At 60.0% G+C, this 20,716-nt stretch carries 17 protein-coding genes; 10 read left to right on the top strand and 7 right to left on the bottom strand.

The features are described from left to right. Nucleotides 1-2 precede the first annotated feature (2 nt). Genes ACYZTX_RS03390 through ACYZTX_RS03375 form a run of 4 tightly spaced genes read right to left on the bottom strand, consistent with a single transcriptional unit; the run spans nt 3 to nt 2,777 of the window. Nucleotides 3-530, bottom strand: a complete 528-nt coding sequence (locus tag ACYZTX_RS03390; RefSeq protein WP_462032945.1) for a pilus assembly protein PilP — start codon at nt 528-530, stop codon at nt 3-5. Next, the gene (gene pilO / locus ACYZTX_RS03385) at nt 527-1,150 is read right to left on the bottom strand and encodes a type 4a pilus biogenesis protein PilO (RefSeq protein ID WP_462032944.1); all 624 of its coding nucleotides are present in this window, start codon (nt 1,148-1,150) and stop codon (nt 527-529) included. The genes ACYZTX_RS03390 and pilO overlap by 4 nt, the downstream gene beginning before the upstream one ends. Further along, the gene (locus ACYZTX_RS03380) at nt 1,147-1,713 is read right to left on the bottom strand and encodes a PilN domain-containing protein (protein WP_462032943.1); all 567 of its coding nucleotides are present in this window, start codon (nt 1,711-1,713) and stop codon (nt 1,147-1,149) included. The genes pilO and ACYZTX_RS03380 overlap by 4 nt, the downstream gene beginning before the upstream one ends. Beyond that, entirely contained in the window at nt 1,713-2,777 is a 1,065-nt protein-coding gene (locus ACYZTX_RS03375; RefSeq protein ID WP_462032942.1) for a pilus assembly protein PilM, read from the bottom strand. The genes ACYZTX_RS03380 and ACYZTX_RS03375 overlap by 1 nt, the downstream gene beginning before the upstream one ends. A gap of 216 nt (nt 2,778-2,993) precedes the next feature. On the opposite strand from ACYZTX_RS03375, the gene ACYZTX_RS03370 reads away from it, so the two are divergent. Beyond that, nucleotides 2,994-5,435, top strand: a complete 2,442-nt coding sequence (locus ACYZTX_RS03370; protein WP_462036979.1) for a penicillin-binding protein 1A — start codon at nt 2,994-2,996, stop codon at nt 5,433-5,435. A 267-nt stretch (nt 5,436-5,702) separates the two neighbouring features. On the opposite strand, the gene ACYZTX_RS03365 is transcribed toward ACYZTX_RS03370, so the two are convergent. The 3 genes from ACYZTX_RS03365 to rpmE all read right to left on the bottom strand — a co-directional run bounded on the left by ACYZTX_RS03365 (nt 5,703) and on the right by rpmE (nt 8,203). Then, nucleotides 5,703-6,971: a malic enzyme-like NAD(P)-binding protein gene (locus ACYZTX_RS03365; protein ID WP_449642738.1), complete on the bottom strand. Its 1,269-nt coding sequence runs from the start codon at nt 6,969-6,971 to the stop codon at nt 5,703-5,705. A 183-nt stretch (nt 6,972-7,154) separates the two neighbouring features. Further along, complete coding sequence (locus ACYZTX_RS03360) at nt 7,155-7,955, bottom strand: thermonuclease family protein (protein ID WP_462032941.1); 801 nt, start codon at nt 7,953-7,955, stop codon at nt 7,155-7,157. Between the two features lie 14 nt (nt 7,956-7,969). Next, entirely contained in the window at nt 7,970-8,203 is a 234-nt protein-coding gene (rpmE, locus tag ACYZTX_RS03355; protein WP_282379923.1) for a 50S ribosomal protein L31, read from the bottom strand. A gap of 170 nt (nt 8,204-8,373) precedes the next feature. Between rpmE and ACYZTX_RS03350 the strand changes: the two genes are divergently transcribed. From ACYZTX_RS03350 to phaC (ACYZTX_RS03310), 9 genes are all read left to right on the top strand, one after another. After that, the gene (locus ACYZTX_RS03350) at nt 8,374-10,593 is read left to right on the top strand and encodes a primosomal protein N' (protein WP_462032940.1); all 2,220 of its coding nucleotides are present in this window, start codon (nt 8,374-8,376) and stop codon (nt 10,591-10,593) included. 209 nt (nt 10,594-10,802) lie between these two features. Continuing rightward, nucleotides 10,803-12,539, top strand: a complete 1,737-nt coding sequence (gene argS, locus ACYZTX_RS03345; RefSeq protein WP_462032939.1) for an arginine--tRNA ligase — start codon at nt 10,803-10,805, stop codon at nt 12,537-12,539. A 1-nt stretch (nt 12,540) separates the two neighbouring features. Continuing rightward, nucleotides 12,541-13,245: an SPOR domain-containing protein gene (locus ACYZTX_RS03340; protein WP_462032938.1), complete on the top strand. Its 705-nt coding sequence runs from the start codon at nt 12,541-12,543 to the stop codon at nt 13,243-13,245. Nucleotides 13,246-13,475: 230 nt separating this feature from the next. Then, nucleotides 13,476-14,006 (top strand): ATP-dependent protease subunit HslV, encoded by a 531-nt coding sequence (gene hslV, locus ACYZTX_RS03335; protein ID WP_007899242.1) that lies wholly within the window; start codon nt 13,476-13,478, stop codon nt 14,004-14,006. A 55-nt stretch (nt 14,007-14,061) separates the two neighbouring features. Beyond that, the gene (hslU, locus tag ACYZTX_RS03330; RefSeq protein ID WP_462032937.1) at nt 14,062-15,402 is read left to right on the top strand and encodes an ATP-dependent protease ATPase subunit HslU; all 1,341 of its coding nucleotides are present in this window, start codon (nt 14,062-14,064) and stop codon (nt 15,400-15,402) included. Nucleotides 15,403-15,557: 155 nt separating this feature from the next. Next, nucleotides 15,558-15,935 carry a gamma-butyrobetaine hydroxylase family protein gene (locus ACYZTX_RS03325; protein WP_462032936.1) on the top strand — a complete coding sequence of 126 codons (378 nt, stop codon included), beginning with the start codon at nt 15,558-15,560 and terminating at the stop codon, nt 15,933-15,935. A gap of 258 nt (nt 15,936-16,193) precedes the next feature. Then, the gene (phaC, locus tag ACYZTX_RS03320; protein ID WP_462032935.1) at nt 16,194-17,873 is read left to right on the top strand and encodes a class II poly(R)-hydroxyalkanoic acid synthase; all 1,680 of its coding nucleotides are present in this window, start codon (nt 16,194-16,196) and stop codon (nt 17,871-17,873) included. A gap of 161 nt (nt 17,874-18,034) precedes the next feature. After that, nucleotides 18,035-18,889, top strand: coding sequence for a poly(3-hydroxyalkanoate) depolymerase (gene phaZ, locus ACYZTX_RS03315; RefSeq protein ID WP_462032934.1), 855 nt, complete (start codon nt 18,035-18,037; stop codon nt 18,887-18,889). Between the two features lie 129 nt (nt 18,890-19,018). Then, entirely contained in the window at nt 19,019-20,701 is a 1,683-nt protein-coding gene (gene phaC / locus ACYZTX_RS03310) for a class II poly(R)-hydroxyalkanoic acid synthase (RefSeq protein WP_462032933.1), read from the top strand. Nucleotides 20,702-20,716 lie beyond the last annotated feature (15 nt).

Below are 20,716 nucleotides of genomic sequence, written 5' to 3'. Positions count from 1 at the left end.
CACTATGAGTGCTCTTTCAAAGGGATGGTCCGCGGCCGCTCCAGCCAGGCACCTTGGCCGTCGGGAACAATTTCGACCACATCGACCTGCGAGCCACTGATGGCGACGATCCGCCCATCGTTACGCCCCAGGTAATCGCCGACTTTCAACCGATGCACCCCACCCGCCCCGCGCACCAGCGCAAAGGAGCCGGTCGCATTGGCGATCGTTCCGACCATTTCAAACTGCTCGATGTTGAAACCTTCGAGGTACTGCTTGACCCGATCAGGGTCAGGTTTGACATTGCGTGAGCCGTGCTTCTGGCCGGCCAGATCAACCCTGACCTGTCGGGAAAACGGGCTTCGCAGGTTGGCGGCGTTGTAGGTGAATGTTGGGTAAGACCGAAATGTCGGCGTTGGTTCAATCTTGCCAGGCGCACGCAAACGCATTTCGTTCATGTAGGCGTCCATGTCGCTGACGTCATTGTCGCTGCCACAACCGGCCAGGCCAGCGACCAACACAACTACCCAAAAGCAACGAATCGGGCTCATTTTTGCAGCCCCTTGTCGTTGTAGCGGTAGGTCTTGGCAAGGATGCTCATGCGCAACTTCGGGCCACCTTCCGGGTTGGCTGGCGCAAGGTCGAAGTCATGCAAGGTGACAATCCGTGGCAGCCCGGCCACGCCACTGACGAAGGTGGCCAGGTCGTGATAGGCACCGGTGACAGTGATCTGGATCGGCAACTCGATGTAGAACGGCTGCGTGACCTCTGGCAGCAGTTTGATCTCTTCGAACTCCAGGCCACTGCCCAGGCCGGTGCGAGTGATGTCCTCCAGCAGGCCAGGCACTTCGGTGTCACTGGGCAACTGCCGCAACAGCACGCCAAATGAGTTCTCCATTTCCTTCATCTGCTGCGTATAAAGCTCCAGATTCGCTGCCATGTGGGCTTTGGTGGCGAATTGCTCCTTAAGGGTCGACTCTTCCTCGCGCTTGAGATCGAGGTGGCTCTGAAGGTCACTGATGGAAAAACTGTAGCCCAGTGAAAACACCAGGATCATCAGCAGAATACCCGCCAGTGCCTTGATGGCTGGCGGCCAGGAACCCATGTTATTGGTGTCCAGGTCGTTGATGTCGATCTTGCGCAGACCCTCAAACCATTCAGACGGAGTCATTGGCCGCCCTCCGCAGCGGCAGGCTGAGTCTGACGAACGGTTAACTGAAAAACGTTGGCCTGGTCCAGCTGACCGGCGGTGGTCGCTTTGACTTCCGTCAGGGTCGGCGCATTGAACCAGTCCGACGCATCCAGATTACGCATCAGGTCCGAAACACGATTGTTGGAGTCTGCCGCGCCGGTAATGGACAGGGTTTTGCCGGCCATTTTCACCTCGGTGAAATACACTCCGTCCGGCAAGGTACGCGCTAACTGATCGAAGATGCGCCCGCTGATCGGACGATTGCCTTGCAAGTCCTGGATGATGCGCATGCGCTCGACCAGTTGCTGGCGACGAGCCTTCAACTCGCTGATTTGTTTGATCCGCTCGTCAACCACGGCAATCTGTTTTCCGATGTAGTCATTACGAGCAACTTGCCGATCGATGGCGCCATTAATGGCCTGGTTCGCGATCAGCACCGCACCCACAGCCCCCACCACCACACCGACCAACGCCAACAAAAAGCGTTTGCGGCGCGCTTCACGCTGCTCTTCACGCCAGGGTAAAAGATTGATCCGCGCCATCAGTCGAAACTCCTGAGGGCCAACCCGCAGGCGATCATCAGTGCCGGCGCATCGCTGGCCAAGGCACCGGCGTTGACCTTGCTGCTCAGGGCCATGTTGGAGAATGGGTTGGCCACTTGCGTCGGCGTGCCCAATCGCTGCTCGATCAACCGATCCAGCCCCGAGACCGACGCGGTGCCACCGGCCAGCAGGATGTGATCAACCGCGTTGTACTGACCGGAGGCGAAGAAAAACTGCAATGAACGCGACACCTGCTGTACCAGCGCATCGCGAAACGGCTGCAACACCTCGCTGACGTAATCGTCAGGCAAACCGCCCTGTTTCTTCGCCAACCCGGCCTGCTCAAGCGTCAGCCCGTAACGGCGCTGGATTTCCTCCGTCAGTTGACGACCGCCGAATAATTGTTCGCGGGTGTAAATGATTCGCCCCTTATGCAGCACGCTCAGGGTGGTCATGGTCGCACCGATGTCGACCACCGCTACCGTCAGACGCTCCTGAGAAGCAGCCAATTGCCCCGCCATTAATCCGAAGGAACGCTCAAGCGCATAGGCCTCGACGTCGACCACGCGCGCCGTCAGGCCCGCCAGAGCCAGGGCCGCTTCCCGGACCTCGACGTTTTCCTTGCGACAGGCCGCCAGCAGCACATTGACTCGCCCAGGGTTGCGTGCGGAAACACCCTGGACCTCAAAGTCGATGGCCACTTCGTCCAAAGGATAAGGGATGTACTGATCGGCCTCGATCTTCAGCTGGTTTTCCATCTCGTCGTCGGAAAGACCGGCATCCATCTCGAGGGTCTTGGTGATCACCGCCGAACCGGCCACGGCCACGGCGACGTTCTTCAGACTGGTTTTGGCCTTGAGCAACACGCGCGCGAGTGCCTGCCCCACGCCTTCGAGTTCGGCGATATTTTTCTCGACCACCGCATTGGCGGGCAAAGGCTCCACCGCATAGGCTTCGACCCGATAGCGGTCGCCCTGGCGGCTTAGCTCCAGAAGCTTTACCGACGTGGAGCTGATGTCGATCCCCAGAAGCGTATTGGCTTTTTTATTGAAGAGTCCTAGCACTACCAATTCCCTATGACTATCCGTGTCTTACGGACTCTGAAATATCAATTGCGTTCAAACCACCCGTCTTGACAGCAGCGCAAATGACGCCCTCGCCGGAAAATGCTTATAATGCCCAGCGTTTTTTTCCGGTTTTTACTTCAAGCGCGGGTGGTTCCCTGTTATCCGAACCCTGATGCCTCATTCATTCTTTGCCCTGGATGTCCAAAAGCCTTGATTCGTCTGCTGAAATTCTTCGGATGGTCCATCGTCGCCGTTTTCTGCGGACTGCTCCTTGGCCTTAGCGGCGCCTTTCTCTACCTTAGTCCGGGCTTACCGTCCGTGGAGGCGCTGAGAAGCATCCAGTTGCAGATTCCTTTGCGGGTCTACAGCAGCGACAACAAGTTGATCGCAGAATTTGGCGAAATGCGCCGCACACCGATCCGTTTCGCCGACATTCCCCCCAATTTCATTAATGCGTTACTAAGTGCTGAAGACGACAATTTCGCCAACCACTATGGGGTCGACCCTGGCAGCCTGATGCGCGCGGCCACCCAGTTGGTAAAAAGCGGACACATCCAGTCCGGCGGCAGCACCATCACCATGCAGGTGGCGAAGAACTTCTTCCTGACCAGCGAACGCAGCTTCTCGCGCAAAACCACCGAAATTCTCCTGGCCCTGCAGATTGAACGGCAGCTGACCAAGGACGAGATCCTCGAGCTCTACGTCAACAAGATCTATCTGGGCAACCGCGCCTACGGCATCGAAGCCGCCGCACAGGTTTATTACGGCGAATCGATTCGTGACGTCAGCCTGGCGCAGATGGCGATGATCGCCGGCCTGCCAAAAGCCCCTTCGCGTTTTAACCCGCTGGCCAACCCGGCCCGCAGCAAGGAACGTCGCGACTGGATCCTTGGGCGTATGTACAAGCTCGGCAAGATCACCGAAGCCGATTACACCACAGCGATCAACGAGCCGCTGAATGCCAGTTATCACGTGCCAACCCCGGAAGTGAATGCACCGTACATCGCTGAAATGGCCCGCGCCGAAATGGTCGGTCGTTATGGCAGCGACGCGTATACCGAGGGTTTCCGCGTCACCACCACGGTGCCGAGCAACCTGCAGGAAATGGCCAACACCGCGGTCCACGAAGGTTTGATGACCTACGACCAGCGTCATGGTTATCGCGGCCCGGAGTCGCGCCTGCCGGGCAAGACTCGCGAGGCCTGGACAACCGAGCTGACCAAGCAGCGCACCATCAGCAGCCTTGAGCCTGCCATCGTCACCCAGGTCGACAAGACCGGCCTACAGGTGATGACCCGTACCGGTGAAGAACACGTCGGTTGGGACAGCATGAAATGGGCGCGTCCGTTCCTGAACACCAACAGCATGGGCGCCAATCCGAAGCAGCCGTCGGACGTCGCCCAGGTCGGCGACCTGATTCGGGTACAGCGTCAGCCAGACAATTCGCTTAAGTTCAGCCAGATTCCGCAAGCTCAGGGCGCACTCGTTTCCCTCGACCCGCAGAACGGTGCGATTCGCTCCCTGGTCGGCGGTTTCGCCTTTGAACAGAGCAACTACAACCGCGCCATGCAGGCCAAGCGCCAGCCGGGTTCGAGCTTCAAGCCGTTCGTCTACAGTGCCGCGCTGGATAACGGCTACACCGCCGCCAGCCTGGTAAACGACGCACCGATCGTGTTCGTCGACGAGTACCTGGACAAGGTCTGGCGTCCGAAGAACGACACCAACACCTTCCTCGGCCCGATCCGTATGCGTGAAGCTCTCTACAAGTCGCGCAACCTGGTGTCGATCCGCTTGCTGCAGGCGCTGGGCGTCGACCGCACCATTGATTACATCAGCAAGTTCGGCTTCAACAAGCAGGACTTGCCACGCAACTTATCCCTGGCCCTGGGCACCGCAACACTGACGCCAATGGAAATCGCCACTGGCTGGAGCACCTTCGCCAATGGCGGCTACAAGATCAGCCCCTACATCATCGACAAGATCGAAAGCCGCAATGGCGACACGCTGTTCGCCGCCAACCCGCCGAGCGTGCCAAAAAGCGCTGTAGCCACCGACGGCATCGTCGCCCCTGTCGCGGCCAACGCCTTCACTGTCAGCGCAACCCCGGGCGAAACCCTGACTGCCCAGCCAGCGCCGCAAACGCCGGCCGTGGCCGAGCGCATCGTCGATGCCCGCACCACGTACATCCTCAACAGCATGCTCGAGGACGTGATCAAACGCGGCACCGGTCGCCGCGCCCTCGCCTTGGGCCGCAGCGACATCGCGGGCAAGACCGGTACCACCAACGAATCCAAGGACGCCTGGTTCTCGGGCTACAACGCCGATTATGTAACGACCGTCTGGACCGGTTTCGACCAGCCTGAAAGCCTGGGTCGCAAGGAGTTCGGCGGCACCGTCGCCCTGCCGATCTGGATGAGTTACATGGGCGCCGCACTCAAAGACATGCCGCCCCATACGCAGCAAGAGCCGGAAGGCATCCTCAGCCTGCGAGTCGACCCGATCAGCGGCCGTGCAGCCACCCCAGGCACGCCAGGCGCCTACTTCGAGCTGTTCAAGGCCGAAGACACGCCACCGTCGGCGAATGAGCTGGGTAACGGCAATGCGCCGGGCAGCCCGCTGCCAGCGGATGAAGCGGCGCCGATCGATTTGTTCTGATCGCAGCACCCTCTAAAAAGCCCCGCCTTCGAAAGAAGAGCGGGGCTTTTTATTGCCTCACATTTTGCGCTGACTGACCCGGCCTCTTCGCGGGCAAGCCCGCTCCCACAGGGGTTCTGTTGTGCATCAGATCGTATGCACACCGACGAACCACTGTGGGAGCGGGCTTGCCCGCGAAGGGGCCCTTATAGTCGATGCAAAAGCCACAGATACAAAAAGGCCCCGACTCATACGAATCGGGGCCTTTGATTGAAGCGCTACAACGACTTAGCCGTTGAACACGTCATCCACGCTTTTCAGCGGGTAGTTCTTCGGATACGGCAGGGTCGCTACGCCGGTCTCGATCGCGGCCTTGGCCACAGCATCGGAGATCAGGGTGATCAGACGGGCATCCATTGGCTTCGGAATGATGTACTCACGACCGAATTCCAGTTTGATGCCGCCGTAGGCGTCGCACACTTCCTGAGGAACCGGCAGCTTGGCCAGTTCACGCAGGGCGTTGGCGGCAGCCACTTTCATTTCTTCGTTGATGCGCTTGGCGCGAACGTCCAGGGCACCGCGGAAGATGAACGGGAAGCCCAGCACGTTGTTGACCTGGTTCGGGTAGTCCGAACGGCCAGTGGCCATGATCACGTCGTCACGGGTGGCGTGAGCCAGTTCCGGGGAAATTTCCGGATCAGGGTTGGAGCACGCGAACACGATCGGGTTGGCTGCCATGGATTTCAGGCCTTCAGCGCTCAGCAGGTTCGGGCCGGACAGGCCAACGAACACGTCAGCACCGGTCAGGGCGTCAGCCAGGGTGCGCTTGTCGGTCGCGTGAGCGAAAACAGCCTTGTACTGGTTCAGGTCGTCACGGCCGGAGTGGATCACGCCAGTACGGTCAACCATGTAGATGTTTTCGATGTTGGCGCCCATGCTCACCAGCAATTTCATGCAGGAGATGGCGGCCGCACCGGCGCCCAGGCAGACAATCTTGGCGTCAGCGAGGGTTTTGCCAGCGATTTCCAGGGCGTTGATCATGCCGGCCGCCGTAACGATCGCGGTGCCGTGCTGGTCATCGTGGAATACCGGGATGTCGCACTGCTCGATCAGGGCGCGTTCGATCTCAAAGCACTCAGGTGCCTTGATGTCTTCCAGGTTGATGCCACCGAAGGTGATGGAGATGCGCTTGACGGTGTCGATGAAGGCTTGCGGGCTTTCGGAATCGACTTCGATGTCGAATACGTCAATGCCGGCGAAGCGCTTGAACAGCACGCCTTTACCTTCCATTACTGGCTTGGAAGCCAATGGGCCGAGGTTGCCCAGGCCGAGAATTGCGGTGCCATCGGAAATGACTGCAACCAGGTTGCCCTTGCCGGTGTATTTGTAGGCCAGTTCAGGATCGCGGGCGATTTCGCGTACTGGTTCGGCTACGCCGGGGCTGTAGGCCAGCGACAGGTCGCGGGCGGTAGCGGTGGCCTTGGTGAGCTCGACACTCAGCTTCCCTGGACGAGGATGGGCGTGATATTCGAGAGCGGCAGTTTTCAAATCAGACATGTGGGCATTCCGCTTTTTACTGTTGGACAGACGGACCGCCGAGGATACGCGTGTCGTAAAGTCCCTACAAGACTGACCAGTCACCCCTGTCAAGCGCCCGGCCCTACGACTTTGGACCAAGAGCCGCGGAACACAAGGGATAGACTGTTCACAATCGACGGAAAAGATGTCTACAATTTTTTCTCATGGCGCCGCTTGCAGCATCGCCGGGTCGGTCAACGGCAGAAGCCAACGCGCCTGCCCTTCTTTAAGCCCACCGCGCCGCGAACGGTCCAGCACCCAGCCACGTGCCTCAATCTGTCTGCCCTTCAGCCGCTCAAGCGTCGCAACATCAAACTGCCCCAACAGATTGGGGGCAACGCGCAATACAACCGAATCCTGCAATTCGATCCAAACCCCACCGCGATTGCGCTGAACCTTGCTCACACGACCGCTGAGCACAGCGAAACCAGACGTGCTGATCTGCTCCGCTTTCAGTACAGGGGATTGGCGCCACAACCCGAGTCCGGCCTGACGGGCACTGTGTTCCGCCGCTTGCTGGCAGTCGACCAGATCGACATTCGGCGCGACCGCCACCTGAAAACCGAGCCCTTCAGCGAGCATCTGCGCTTCGAGGTTGGCGCCATCAGCGCTGTAGACATGGGCCAGCGTGCGACCGTAATGATCTTTGCTCTCTTTGCCGGGCAGCAAACCGACCCGCCCGTCGCTGGCGGCCACCAGCGCTTCCAAGCGTTGGCGCGCCGTCACCGCAAACGGCTCGTCGGAGCGGCCTTTCTTGCCCAGCTCCGGTGTATTCAAACCGATCATGCGCACGCTGCGGCCATCGCTCAGGCGCAGCGTGTCACCATCCACCACCCGCTGCACCGCGACGAGTGTCAGCCCGCTCGGCGCCGGACAGAAAGCCTGGGCACCAGACAGCCAAATCGCGGACACAAAAAAGGCGCCCGCAAGGGACGCCTTTTTTATCAGCAAGGTAAAGCCCATCGGGCTTTGCAACCTTACTCTGCAGCAGCAGGAGCTTTGGCTTTGCCAAAAGCACCGAAACGGTCTGCGAAGCGCTGTACACGGCCGCCAGTATCCAGAGTCTTCTGCTTACCGGTGTAGAACGGGTGGCACTCGTTGCATACGTCAGTACCCAGTGGCTTGCACAGGTTCGAACGAGTTTCGAACTTGTTGCCGCAGCTGCAAGTTACTGCGATGGTTTCGTACGCTGGATGGATATCGGCTTTCATGGTGTATTCCTCAGGCTAGCGTGCCGCCACTCAACACTATTGTTGAATACCGCACGTAATTAGGCCGCGGATTCTACCAGACAATGCCAATCACGCAAGCTGTCGCTTCTACCGACCGTCTGCTAGGCTCCCGGCCTTCTTCACCGCTTCATCATCGAGAAAACAACCGCGTGCCCGACGCCATATTGCGCCTCGCCCTGCCTTCGCCCCTGCGCCGCCTGTTCGATTACCGTGCCCCGGCCGGGGTCCTGCGCGCCCAGTTGCAACCGGGCATGCGCCTGCGGGTGCCGTTCGGCCGGCGGGAGATGATCGGCATTCTGGTCGAGGTCACCGACACCAGCGAAGTGCCGGTCGAAAAGCTCAAACCGGCTCTGGCACTGCTCGATGACACACCGCCGCTGCCGCCGGCGCTGTTCAAACTGTGCCTGTGGACATCCCAGTATTATCAGCACAGTCTCGGCGACACCTTGAGCTGGGCGTTGCCGGTGCTGCTGCGTCAGGGCGAACTGGCAGAAGCACGGCAGGAACGCTTCTGGTCCGCCGCGCCGGGCGCCAGCCTTGATGACCCGCGCATCGCTCGCGCCCCGCGTCAACGTGAGGCCCTGGCGACCCTGGCCCAGCACCCCCACGGTGTTGCCCATCAGTTGTTGAGCAAACTGATGCTGAGCAAGGACAGCCTGGACCTGCTGCTGGCCAAGGACTTGGTGCAAGTCGAAATCCGCAAGCACGCCCCCGGCGCCCGCCACGAACACTGGCTGGCGCAGCCGGAACTGCCACTCAACCCCGAGCAACGCGCCGCTTATGAAGCCATTCGTGCCGGGTTCGACAGTTATCACGCGTTCCTGCTGGCTGGTGTCACCGGCAGCGGCAAGACCGAAGTCTATCTGCAGTTGATCCGCGAAACCCTTGAGGCCGGCAAACAAGCACTGGTGCTGATTCCGGAGATCAACCTCGGTCCGCAGACCCTGGCGCGTTTCGAGCAGCGCTTCAATGCACGCATCGCGCTGATCCACTCGGCGGTCAACGATCGCGAACGCCTCGAAGCCTGGCTCGCCGCCCGGGACGGTGACGCCGACATTATTATCGGTACCCGTTCGGCGCTGTTCACGCCGATGAAGAACCCCGGCCTGATCATCATCGATGAAGAGCACGACGGTTCCTATAAACAGCAGGAAGGCCTGCGCTATCACGCCCGCGACCTGGCATTGGTCCGCGCCCGGCAGGAAAACATCCCGATTGTCCTTGGTTCCGCCACGCCTTCGCTGGAAAGCCTGCACAACGCCTACACCGGTCGTTATGGCCTCCTGCGATTAAACGAGCGTGCTGGTGGCGCCAAACAGCCGCGCTTTCTACGCCTGGACGTAAAAAGCCGTCCGCTGGACAGCGGCATTTCCGGGCCGATGCAACAAGCCATCGGTCAGACGCTGGCCGCTGGCCAACAAGTATTGGTGTTCCTCAACCGTCGCGGCTTTGCGCCGACTTTGCTGTGTCACGACTGCGGCTGGATGTCCGAGTGCCAGCGCTGCGATGCGCGCATGACCGTGCACCAGCGCTCCGGCGAATTGCGCTGCCACCATTGTGGCTACGTCGAACGCGTACCCCGGCATTGCCCGAAATGCGGCAAGGTCGATTTGCGGCCAGTGGGCGCCGGCACCGAGCGTGCCGAAGAGCGATTGGGGATATTGTTTCCGGACGTTCCAGTGCTGCGGGTCGACCGCGACAGCACCTCGCGCAAGGACGCGATGAATCAGCTGTTCGCGACCATCCAGAAGGGCCAGCCGTGCATTCTGGTCGGCACGCAGATGCTTGCCAAAGGGCATCACTTCCCACGGGTGACGCTGGTGTCGATTCTCGATGCCGATGGCGGGCTGTTTTCCGGCGACTTTCGCGCCAGCGAGCGCATGGCGCAGCTGATCGTCCAGGTTGCCGGGCGCGCGGGCCGGGCTGAAGAGCCGGGCAAAGTGATCATCCAGACACACCTGGCCGACCATCCGCTGCTGGTGCAACTGACTGAACAGGGCTATTTCGCCTTTGCCGAACAGGCGCTGAGCGAACGTCGCTCGGCAGGCCTGCCGCCGTTTGCGCACCTGGCGCTGCTGCGGGCTGAAGCGCACAAACCGGGGCAGGCCGAAGGCTTTCTTGATGAGGCGTGCAGCGAGGCCGAGCGCTTGCTGGCCGAACAGAATCTGACCGGCATCGAGCTGCTCGGGCCGGTGCCGGCACCGATGGAACGCCGGGCCGGGCGTTATCGTGCGCAGTTGTTGCTGCAAGCGACGGCTCGGGCGCCGCTGCATCGGTTGTTGAGCAGTTGGCTGTTGGTGCTGGAGCAGATGCCGAGCGGGCGGGCGGTGCGGTGGTCGCTGGATGTCGATCCTGTCGATTTGTATTAGAGATCAAAAGATCGCAGCCTTCGGCAGCTCCTACAGGGGAACGCGCTCGGCGTAGGAGCTGCCGAAGGCTGCGATCTCTACCGCTTTTGTCACCACATATCCATAACCTGCCCGCTATAGTTGGCAAGCCCGTCTTCGCAACGGATAATGCCCAGTTTTTCCACCAGCGCACCGAAGCGCCGCCGCGCTTGCGGTCGAAAGAGAACACCATGAAAGACACCATTCGCCAGCTGATCCAACAAGCCATCACCCAACTCGTCAACGAAGGTGTGTTGCCTGAAGGCCTGTCGCCGGCGATCCAGGTGGAAAACTCCCGTGACAAGACTCACGGCGACTTCGCCAGCAACATCGCGATGATGCTGGCCAAACCGGCCGGCATGAAGCCGCGTGATCTGGCAGAGAAAATCATCGCCGCGCTGCCGGCTGACGAAAACGTCACCAAGACCGAAATCGCCGGTCCCGGCTTCCTGAATTTCTTCCAGAACACCCAAGCCCTGGCCTCTCGACTGGACGCCGCCCTGGCCGACGCGCACATCGGCGTGCGCAAGGCCGGCACAGTGCAGCGCACTGTCGTCGACCTGTCCGCACCGAACCTGGCCAAAGAGATGCACGTCGGCCACTTGCGTTCGACCATCATCGGCGACGGCGTGGCGCGGGTGCTGGAGTTCCTCGGCGACGAAGTGATCCGCCAGAACCACGTCGGCGACTGGGGCACCCAGTTCGGCATGTTGATGGCGTATCTGCAGGAAAACCCGATCACCAGCGATGAGCTGTCGGACCTGGAACACTTCTACCGCGCCGCCAAGCAACGCTTCGACGAATCGGAAGAGTTCGCTGACCGCGCCCGTGGCTTGGTGGTCAAGCTGCAAGCCGGTGACCCGGACTGCCTGGCGCTGTGGACCAAGTTCAAAGACATCTCCCTGTCCCACTGCCAGAAAATCTACGAACTGCTGAACGTCAAACTGACCATGGCCGACGTGATGGGCGAAAGCGCCTACAACGACGACCTGATCAACGTGGTCAACGACCTCAAGGCCGCCGGCCTGCTGGTCGAGAGCAACGGCGCCCAGTGCGTGTTCCTCGACGAATTCAAGAATGCCGACGGCGACCCGCTGCCAGTGATCATCGTCAAGGCTGACGGCGGCTACCTCTACGCCACCACCGACCTGGCTGCCGTGCGTTACCGCAGTGGCCAGTTGAAGGCTGATCGCGCGCTGTACTTCGTCGACCAGCGTCAGGCCCTGCACTTCCAACAAGTGTTCCAGGTCGCGCGCCTGGCCGGTTTTGTGACGCACCCGATGGAAATGGAACACATGGGCTTCGGCACCATGAACGGTAAAGATGGCCGTCCGTTCAAGACCCGTGATGGCGGCACCGTGAAGCTGATCGACTTGCTGACCGAAGCCCAGGAACGCGCCTACGCCCTGGTGAAGGACAAGAACCCGGAGCTGGCCGATGACGAGCTGCGCAACATCGCCAAGGTCGTGGGCATTGGCGCGGTGAAATACGCCGACCTGTCCAAGCATCGCACCAGCGACTACAGCTTCAACTTCGACCTGATGCTGAACTTCGAAGGCAACACCGCACCGTACCTGCTGTACGCCTACACCCGCGTGGCCGGTGTGTTCCGCAAACTCGGCAAGGACTTCACTGAAGTCGAAGGCCAGATCGTCCTCGAAGCGGCGCACGAACACGAATTGGCGGCGAAGCTCGCGCAATTCGGCGAAGTGCTGAACAACGTGTCCGATAAAGGCACGCCGCACATCCTCTGCACCTACCTGTACGATGTCGCCGGGCTGTTCTCCAGTTTCTACGAGAACTGCCCGATCCTCAGCGCTGAAACCCCGGCGCAAATGCAGAGCCGTCTGCGCCTCGCCGCGCTGACCGGGCGCACTCTCAAGCAAGGCCTGGAACTCTTGGGTCTGGAAACTCTGGAGCGTATGTAAGTTGGCTGCCAAGAAAAAACCTGCACCCAAGCGTGGCGCCAGCCGTTACCAAGCTCCTGCAAAACAACCGATCCCGGGTTGGCTGTGGATGGCCATCGGCCTGACGGTCGGCGCGTTTCTTGTGTTCCTGATGAAGCTGGAACCGGGCAAGGGCAGCGAGAGCGTCAAACGCGAGAGGATCGAGCAGCAGAAGGCCAAAATCGCCGAGGCCAACAAGACCCCGCCGAGCCCGACGCAACCGGTGAAGCCGAAGTACGACTTCTACACGTTGCTACCGGAATCGGAAGTCATCGTGCCGCCGGATGCCGTGCCGGAGAAAACCCTGCCGACGCCGCAAGTGCCGGCCATTCCGACGACGCCGGTGACGCCAGAGCAAGCGGCGAAGATCGACACCGCGCGGGCTCAGGCCGCACTGGCCGGGATCACTCCGCCGCCAGCGCCACCAGTGTCCAAAGCGGCGCCAGTGACCAAGTTCTTCCTGCAGGCCGGTTCGTTCCGCAAGGAGGCTGACGCGGACAAGGTTCGAGCACAGATCATTTTGCTCGGCCAAGCAGTGGCGGTTGAGTCCGGCACCGTGAAGGACGAGACCTGGTATCGGGTATTGGTCGGACCGTTCAGCAACCGCGAACAGCTGACGACTGCCCAGAAACAACTGGCCGGCAGCGGTTTTAGCAACCTGTTGTTACAACAACGCCAAAGCCGCTGATTCCGTCAGTAGCACCGCGTTACCGTTCTTCGCGAGCAGGCTCGCTCCCACAGACTAGGCACAACCCTGTGGGAGCGAGCCTGCTCGCGAATGGCGTCAGCACTCGCAACAACACATCGTCGTGTACTCCACCACTCGTCCCCTCTCCCGGCCCGCAGTTGAAAAACGCTCCACCACCCCCATATGAGTTGGCATAAGGCATTTTCGCCCCGCTGCGTGGAGACTCTCCCTTGACCACCATCGTTTCAGTTCGCCGCCACGGCAAAGTCGTCATGGGCGGCGACGGCCAGGTTTCTCTCGGCAATACCGTGATGAAAGGCAACGCGAAGAAAGTTCGTCGTCTGTACCACGGCCAGGTAATCGCCGGTTTTGCCGGAGCCACCGCTGACGCCTTCACCCTCTTTGAGCGTTTCGAAGGCCAGCTTGAGAAACATCAAGGCCACCTGGTTCGCGCCGCTGTCGAACTCGCCAAAGAATGGCGCACTGACCGCTCCCTCAGCCGCCTCGAAGCCATGCTCGCGGTCGCGAACAAAGATGCCTCTCTGATCATCACCGGCAACGGCGACGTGGTCGAACCCGAAGAAGGTCTGATCGCCATGGGCTCCGGCGGCGGTTACGCCCAGGCCGCCGCCAGCGCGCTGCTGAAGAAAACCGATCTGTCGGCCCGCGAAATCGTCGAAACCGCCCTCGGCATCGCCGGCGACATTTGTGTATTTACCAACCACACCTTCACCATTGAGGAGCAGGACCTCGCTGAGTAAGCCTGTTTTGGCCACCACGCCACGGCTCACTTTTACCTGAGGACCGCCAATTATTATGTCCATGACTCCCCGTGAAATCGTCCACGAACTCAATCGCCACATCATCGGCCAGGACGATGCCAAGCGCGCCGTCGCCATCGCGCTGCGTAACCGCTGGCGCCGGATGCAACTGCCCGAAGAGCTGCGCGTTGAAGTAACGCCAAAGAACATTCTGATGATCGGCCCGACCGGTGTCGGTAAAACCGAGATTGCGCGCCGTCTGGCCAAACTGGCCAACGCGCCATTCATCAAGGTTGAAGCGACCAAGTTCACCGAAGTCGGTTATGTCGGCCGCGACGTTGAATCGATCATTCGTGACCTGGCTGACGCGGCGATCAAACTGTTGCGCGAACAGGAAATGACCAAGGTTCGCCACCGCGCCGAAGACGCCGCCGAAGAACGCATCCTCGACGCCCTGCTGCCACCGGCACGCATGGGCTTCAGCAACGACGACGCCGCACCGTCGGCCGACTCCAACACCCGCCAGCTGTTCCGCAAGCGCCTGCGCGAAGGTCAGTTGGATGACAAGGAAATCGAAATCGAAGTCGCCGAGATGGCCGGCGTCGATATCTCCGCGCCACCGGGCATGGAGGAGATGACCAACCAGCTGCAGAGCCTGTTCGCCAACATGGGCAAGGGCAAAAAGAAAAGCCGCAAGATCAAGGTCAAGGAAGCGCTGAAACTGGTGCGTGACGAAGAAGCCGGACGCCTGGTCAACGAAGAAGAGTTGAAGGCCAAGGCGCTGGAAGCCGTCGAGCAGCACGGTATCGTGTTCATCGACGAAATCGACAAGGTCGCCAAGCGCGGCAACACCGGTGGCGTCGACGTGTCCCGTGAAGGCGTACAGCGCGACCTGCTGCCGCTGATCGAAGGCTGCACCGTCAACACCAAACTGGGCATGGTCAAGACCGACCACATCCTGTTCATCGCGTCCGGTGCGTTTCACCTGAGCAAGCCGAGCGATCTGGTACCTGAGCTGCAAGGTCGCCTGCCCATTCGTGTCGAACTCAAGGCGCTGACGCCTGAAGATTTCGAGCGCATTCTCAGCGAGCCGCATGCGTCACTCACCGAGCAGTATTGCGCACTGCTGAAAACCGAAGGCCTGGTGATCGAGTTCCAGCCGGACGGTATCAAGCGTATTGCCGAGATCGCCTGGCAGGTCAACGAGAAGACCGAGAATATCGGCGCCCGTCGCCTGCACACGCTGCTTGAGCGTCTGCTTGAAGAGGTGTCGTTCAGCGCCGGTGATCTGGCCAGTGCCCACGATGACAAAGCGATCGTGATCGACGCCGATTACGTCAACAGCCACTTGGGCGAATTGGCGCAGAACGAAGACCTGTCCCGTTATATCCTGTAAGCCATACTTACAGGCGAACGCGGAACCTGTGGGAGCGGGCTTGCTCGCGAAAGCGGTCTGACATTCGACATTGATGTTGAATTTTATGACCCCTTCGCAAGCAAGCCCGCTCCCACATTTAAACCGAGGTCGCCCACACAAATGGATTGCCGGCCATGACCCCACTCCCCACCGATATCAAACTCCACAAAGCCTCGAAAACCCTGTCGCTGAAATACGCGTCCGGCGAGGAATATCACCTGCCTGCCGAGTTCCTGCGCGTGCACTCTCCTTCCGCCGAAGTCCAGGGCCACGGCAAACCTATCCTGCAATTTGGCAAGATCGGCGTAGGACTGACCAAGGTCGAACCGGCCGGTCAGTACGCACTGAAATTGACCTTCGACGACGGCCACGACAGCGGCCTGTTCACCTGGGAATATCTGTACCAGCTGGGAGTGCGCCAAGAGGATCTCTGGAACGATTATCTTGCCGAACTCAAAGCCGCCGGAAAAACCCGCGACCCGAACCAATCCATTGTCAAGCTGATGCTCTAGCTCGGGCCTTTCGCTCTTTAGAGGGCATTTTCTAATTCCATCTGTTTGAATGCTCGGCTTCCGGGTCGACGATTGGCCTGCTTGCGAAAAAAATTAAACTCGGGTAACCAATGGAACTGGCAAGTTCCCTGCAGTGCTCTCTGCGATAAAAAGCAGCGATGCAGAATTATCGGTCACCCTAGCAGTAGTACCTGGCATTTGCCGTGTGAATGCACAGCTGGGACCAGGTACTCGCCTCAGGACAATGGAGCGTCGTAGATGAGTAACAAGAATAACGATGACTTGAAGTATCAAGCCTCGGAAAACACCTTGGGGCTGAATCCTGTCGTTGGGCTGCGTGGAAAGGATTTACTGGCTTCTGCTCGAATGGTGCTAAGGCAGGCCATCCGACAACCGATCCACAGCGCCAGGCATGTCGCCCATTTCGGTCTTGAACTGAAGAATGTGTTGTTCGGCAAATCCGAGCTTCTACCGACAAGCGATGACCGTCGCTTCGCTGATCCTGCCTGGAGCCAGAACCCGCTCTATAAACGTTATTTGCAGACTTACCTGGCGTGGCGCAAGGAGCTCCACGACTGGATCGACGACAGCAACCTCTCGCCCAAGGACGTCGCACGCGGGCATTTCGTGATCAACCTCATGACCGAAGCCATGGCCCCGACCAACAGTGCGGCCAACCCGGCGGCGGTCAAACGCTTCTTCGAAACCGGCGGCAAAAGCCTGCTCGATGGCCTGTCCCATTTGGCCAAGGACCTGGTGCACAACGGCGGTATGCCAAGCCAGGTCAACATGGGCGCGTTCGAGGTCGGCAAGAGCCTGGGCGTCACCGAAGGCGCGGTGGTGTTTCGCAATGACGTGCTGGAGTTGATCCACTATCGGCCAACCACCGAGCAGGTGTATGAGCGTCCACTGTTGGTGGTGCCACCACAGATCAACAAGTTCTATGTTTTCGACCTGAGCCCGGACAAGAGCCTGGCGCGCTTCTGCCTGCGCAACAATGTGCAGACGTTCATTGTCAGCTGGCGCAACCCGACCAAGGAGCAGCGCGAGTGGGGCCTGTCGACCTACATCGAAGCGCTCAAGGAAGCGGTCGATGTGGTCAGCGCGATCACCGGCAGCAAAGACGTGAACATGCTCGGCGCCTGCTCCGGCGGCATTACCTGCACCGCCCTGCTGGGCCACTACGCCGCGATCGGCGAGAACAAGGTCAACGCCCTGACGCTACTGGTCAGCGTGCTGGACACCACCCTGGACAGCGACGTGGCACTGTTCGTCGATGAGCAGACCCTGGAATCCGCCAAGCGCCACTCTTATCAGGCCGGTGTACTGGAAGGCCGCGACATGGCGAAAGTCTTCGCCTGGATGCGCCCCAACGACCTGATCTGGAACTACTGGGTCAACAACTACCTGCTGGGCAACGAACCGCCGGTTTTCGACATCCTGTTCTGGAACAACGACACCACAAGGTTGCCCGCAGCGTTCCACGGAGACCTGATCGAGTTGTTCAAAACCAACCCGTTGATCCGCCCTGATGCACTGGAAGTGTGCGGCACACCGATCGATCTGAAGCAGGTCACTGCCGACATTTTTTCCCTGGCCGGCACCAACGACCACATCACCCCGTGGAAGTCCTGCTACAAGTCGGCGCAACTGTTCGGTGGCAAGGTTGAATTCGTGCTGTCCAGCAGCGGGCATATCCAGAGCATTCTGAACCCGCCGGGCAATCCGAAATCGCGCTACATGACCAGCACCGAGATGCCGGTCAAGGCTGAGGAGTGGCAAGAAAACTCCACCAAGCACACCGATTCCTGGTGGCTGCACTGGCAGGTATGGCAAGCCGAGCGTTCGGGCAAGCTGAAGAAGTCCCCGGCCAGTTTGGGCAACAAGGCCTATCCGGCGGGCGAAGCTGCACCGGGCACCTACGTACACGAGCGGTAACCGACACACCTCATCCCCTGTGGGAGCGGGCTTGCTCGCGAAAGCAGTCACTCATTCAATATTGATGTCGACTGACCTGACGCCTTCGCGAGCAAGCCCGCTCCCACAAGGGACCGAGGAAGAACATAGAGATAGCGATACCACCCCACAGGGCTTGAAGCATGCCGCAACAATTCATATTTCGTACCGTCGACCTGGATGGCCAGACCCTCCGCACGGCGGTACGCCCCGGCAAGCCTCACTTGACGCCCTTGCTGATTTTCAACGGCATCGGCGCCAACCTTGAGCTGGTGTTTCCGTTCGTCGCAGCACTGGATCCGGACCTGGAAGTCATTGCCTTCGATGTCCCTGGCGTCGGCGGTTCATCGACGCCGAATCGGCCGTATCGCTTTCCGGGCCTGGCGAAACTCACAGCGCGAATGCTCGACTATCTCGACTACGGCCGAGTCAATGTGATCGGCGTTTCCTGGGGAGGAGCGCTCGCCCAGCAGTTCGCTTACGACTATCCCGAGCGCTGCAAGAAACTCGTTCTGGCAGCCACGGCGGCCGGCACGGTGATGGTGCCGGGCAAGCCGAAAGTCCTGTGGATGATGGCCAGCCCACGACGCTATATCCAACCGTCTCACGTGATTCGCATTGCGCCGATGATCTACGGCGGTTCGTTCCGGCGCGATCCGACGCTCGCCGCGAACCACGCTGCGAAGGTCCGCTCGGCCGGCAAACTCGGTTACTACTGGCAGCTGTTCGCCGGCCTCGGATGGACCAGCATTCACTGGCTGCACAAGATCCACCAGCCGACTCTGGTGCTGGCCGGCGACGACGACCCGCTGATCCCACTGATTAACATGCGTCTGCTGGCCTGGCGGATTCCCAACGCCCAGTTGCACATCATCGATGACGGGCATCTGTTCCTGATCACCCGCGCCGAAGCGGTGGCACCGATCATCATGAAGTTTCTCGAGGAAGAACGTCAGCGTGCCGTAATGCATCCGCATCCGGCGCCATTCGGCGGATAACCGCCCCCGACTTTTGTTAACAAAAAGAGGTCGGCAGGACGCCGCGCCGCGCAACAACCCGTAACAGCGTCTATGGTGTTCTGGTTCGGTGTATCTGTATTTGGCCTGAAGACGAAGGAGTGTTGATTCATGCGCGAAAAACCAGCGAGGGACTTTTTACCCACTCCCGCCGCGTTCATCAATGCACAGAGTGCGATTACCGGCCTGCGCGGTCGGGACCTGTTGTCGACCCTGCGCAGCGTTGCCGCCCATGGCTTGCGCCACCCGGTGCACAGCGCCCGACACGCCTTGAAACTGGGCGGTCAACTGGGGCGCGTGCTGTTGGGCGAAACCCTGCACCCGACCAATCCGCAGGACAATCGCTTTGCCGACCCGGCGTGGAGCCTCAACCCTTTTTATCGCCGCAGTTTGCAGGCCTACCTGAGCTGGCAGAAGCAGGTCAAAAACTGGATCGACGAGAGCAACATGAGCCCGGATGATCGCGCCCGCGTCCACTTCGCGTTCGCCTTGCTCAACGACGCCATGGCACCGTCCAACAGCCTGCTCAATCCGCTGGCGATCAAGGAAATCTTTAACTCCGGCGGCAACAGCCTGGTGCGAGGCATCAGCCACCTGGTTGACGACTTCCTGCACAACGATGGCTTGCCCAGACAAGTCACCAAGCAAGCTTTCGAGGTCGGCAAAACGGTCGCCACCACTGCTGGCTCCGTGGTGTTTCGCAATGAACTGCTGGAGCTGATCCAGTACAAGCCGATGAGCGAAAAGCAGTATTCAAAACCGCTGCTGGTGGTGCCGCCACAGATCAACAAGTACTACATTTTCGACTTGAGCCCCGGCAACAGCTTCGTCCAGTTCGCCCTGAAAAACGGTTTGCAGACCTTCATGATCAGTTGGCGCAATCCGGATGTACGTCATCGCGAATGGGGGCTGTCGACGTACGTCGAGGCCGTGGAAGAAGCGATGAACGTCTGCCGGGCGATCACCGGTGCTCGCGAAGTCAATCTGATGGGCGCCTGCGCGGGCGGGCTGACCATTGCCGCGCTGCAAGGTCATTTGCAGGCCAAGCGGCAATTGCGGCGAGTGTCCAGCGCAACGTACCTGGTAAGCCTGCTCGACAGTCAGATGGACTCGCCTGCGACCCTCTTCGCCGACGAACAAACTCTTGAGGCGGCCAAGCGTCGCTCCTATCAGAAAGGCGTGCTGGACGGCCGCGACATGGCCAAGATCTTCGCCTGGATGCGCCCCAACGATCTGATCTGGAGCTACTTCGTCAACAACTACCTGTTGGGCAAAGAGCCGCCGGCGTTCGACATTCTCTACTGGAACAACGACAACACACGTCTGCCGGCAGCCCTCCATGGCGACTTGCTGGACTTCTTCAAGCACAACCCGCTGAGTCATCCGGGTGGTCTGGAGGTGTGCGGCACGCCGATCGACTTGCAGAAAGTCAACGTCGACAGCTTCAGCGTCGCGGGCATCAACGACCACATCACCCCGTGGGATGCGGTGTATCGCTCGACCCTGTTGCTGGGTGGCGAGCGTCGCTTCGTGCTGTCCAATAGCGGTCATGTGCAGAGCATTCTCAACCCGCCCTCCAACCCGAAAGCCAATTTTGTCGAAAGCACGAAACTGAGCAGCGACCCACGGGCCTGGTACTACGACGCCAAGCAAGTCGAGGGCAGTTGGTGGACCCAATGGCTGAGCTGGATTCAAGAACGTTCAGGCGCGCAAAAAGAAACCCACATGGCCCTCGGCAACCCGAACTATCCACCGATGGAGGCAGCACCCGGTACTTACGTGCGTGTGCGCTGACGTTCAACGAACCAT

The organism is Pseudomonas sp. MDT1-17 (assembly GCF_054898105.1).
The sequence above is the reverse complement of the archived record's forward strand: the minus strand, read 5'-3'. Positions and strand labels throughout refer to the sequence as shown.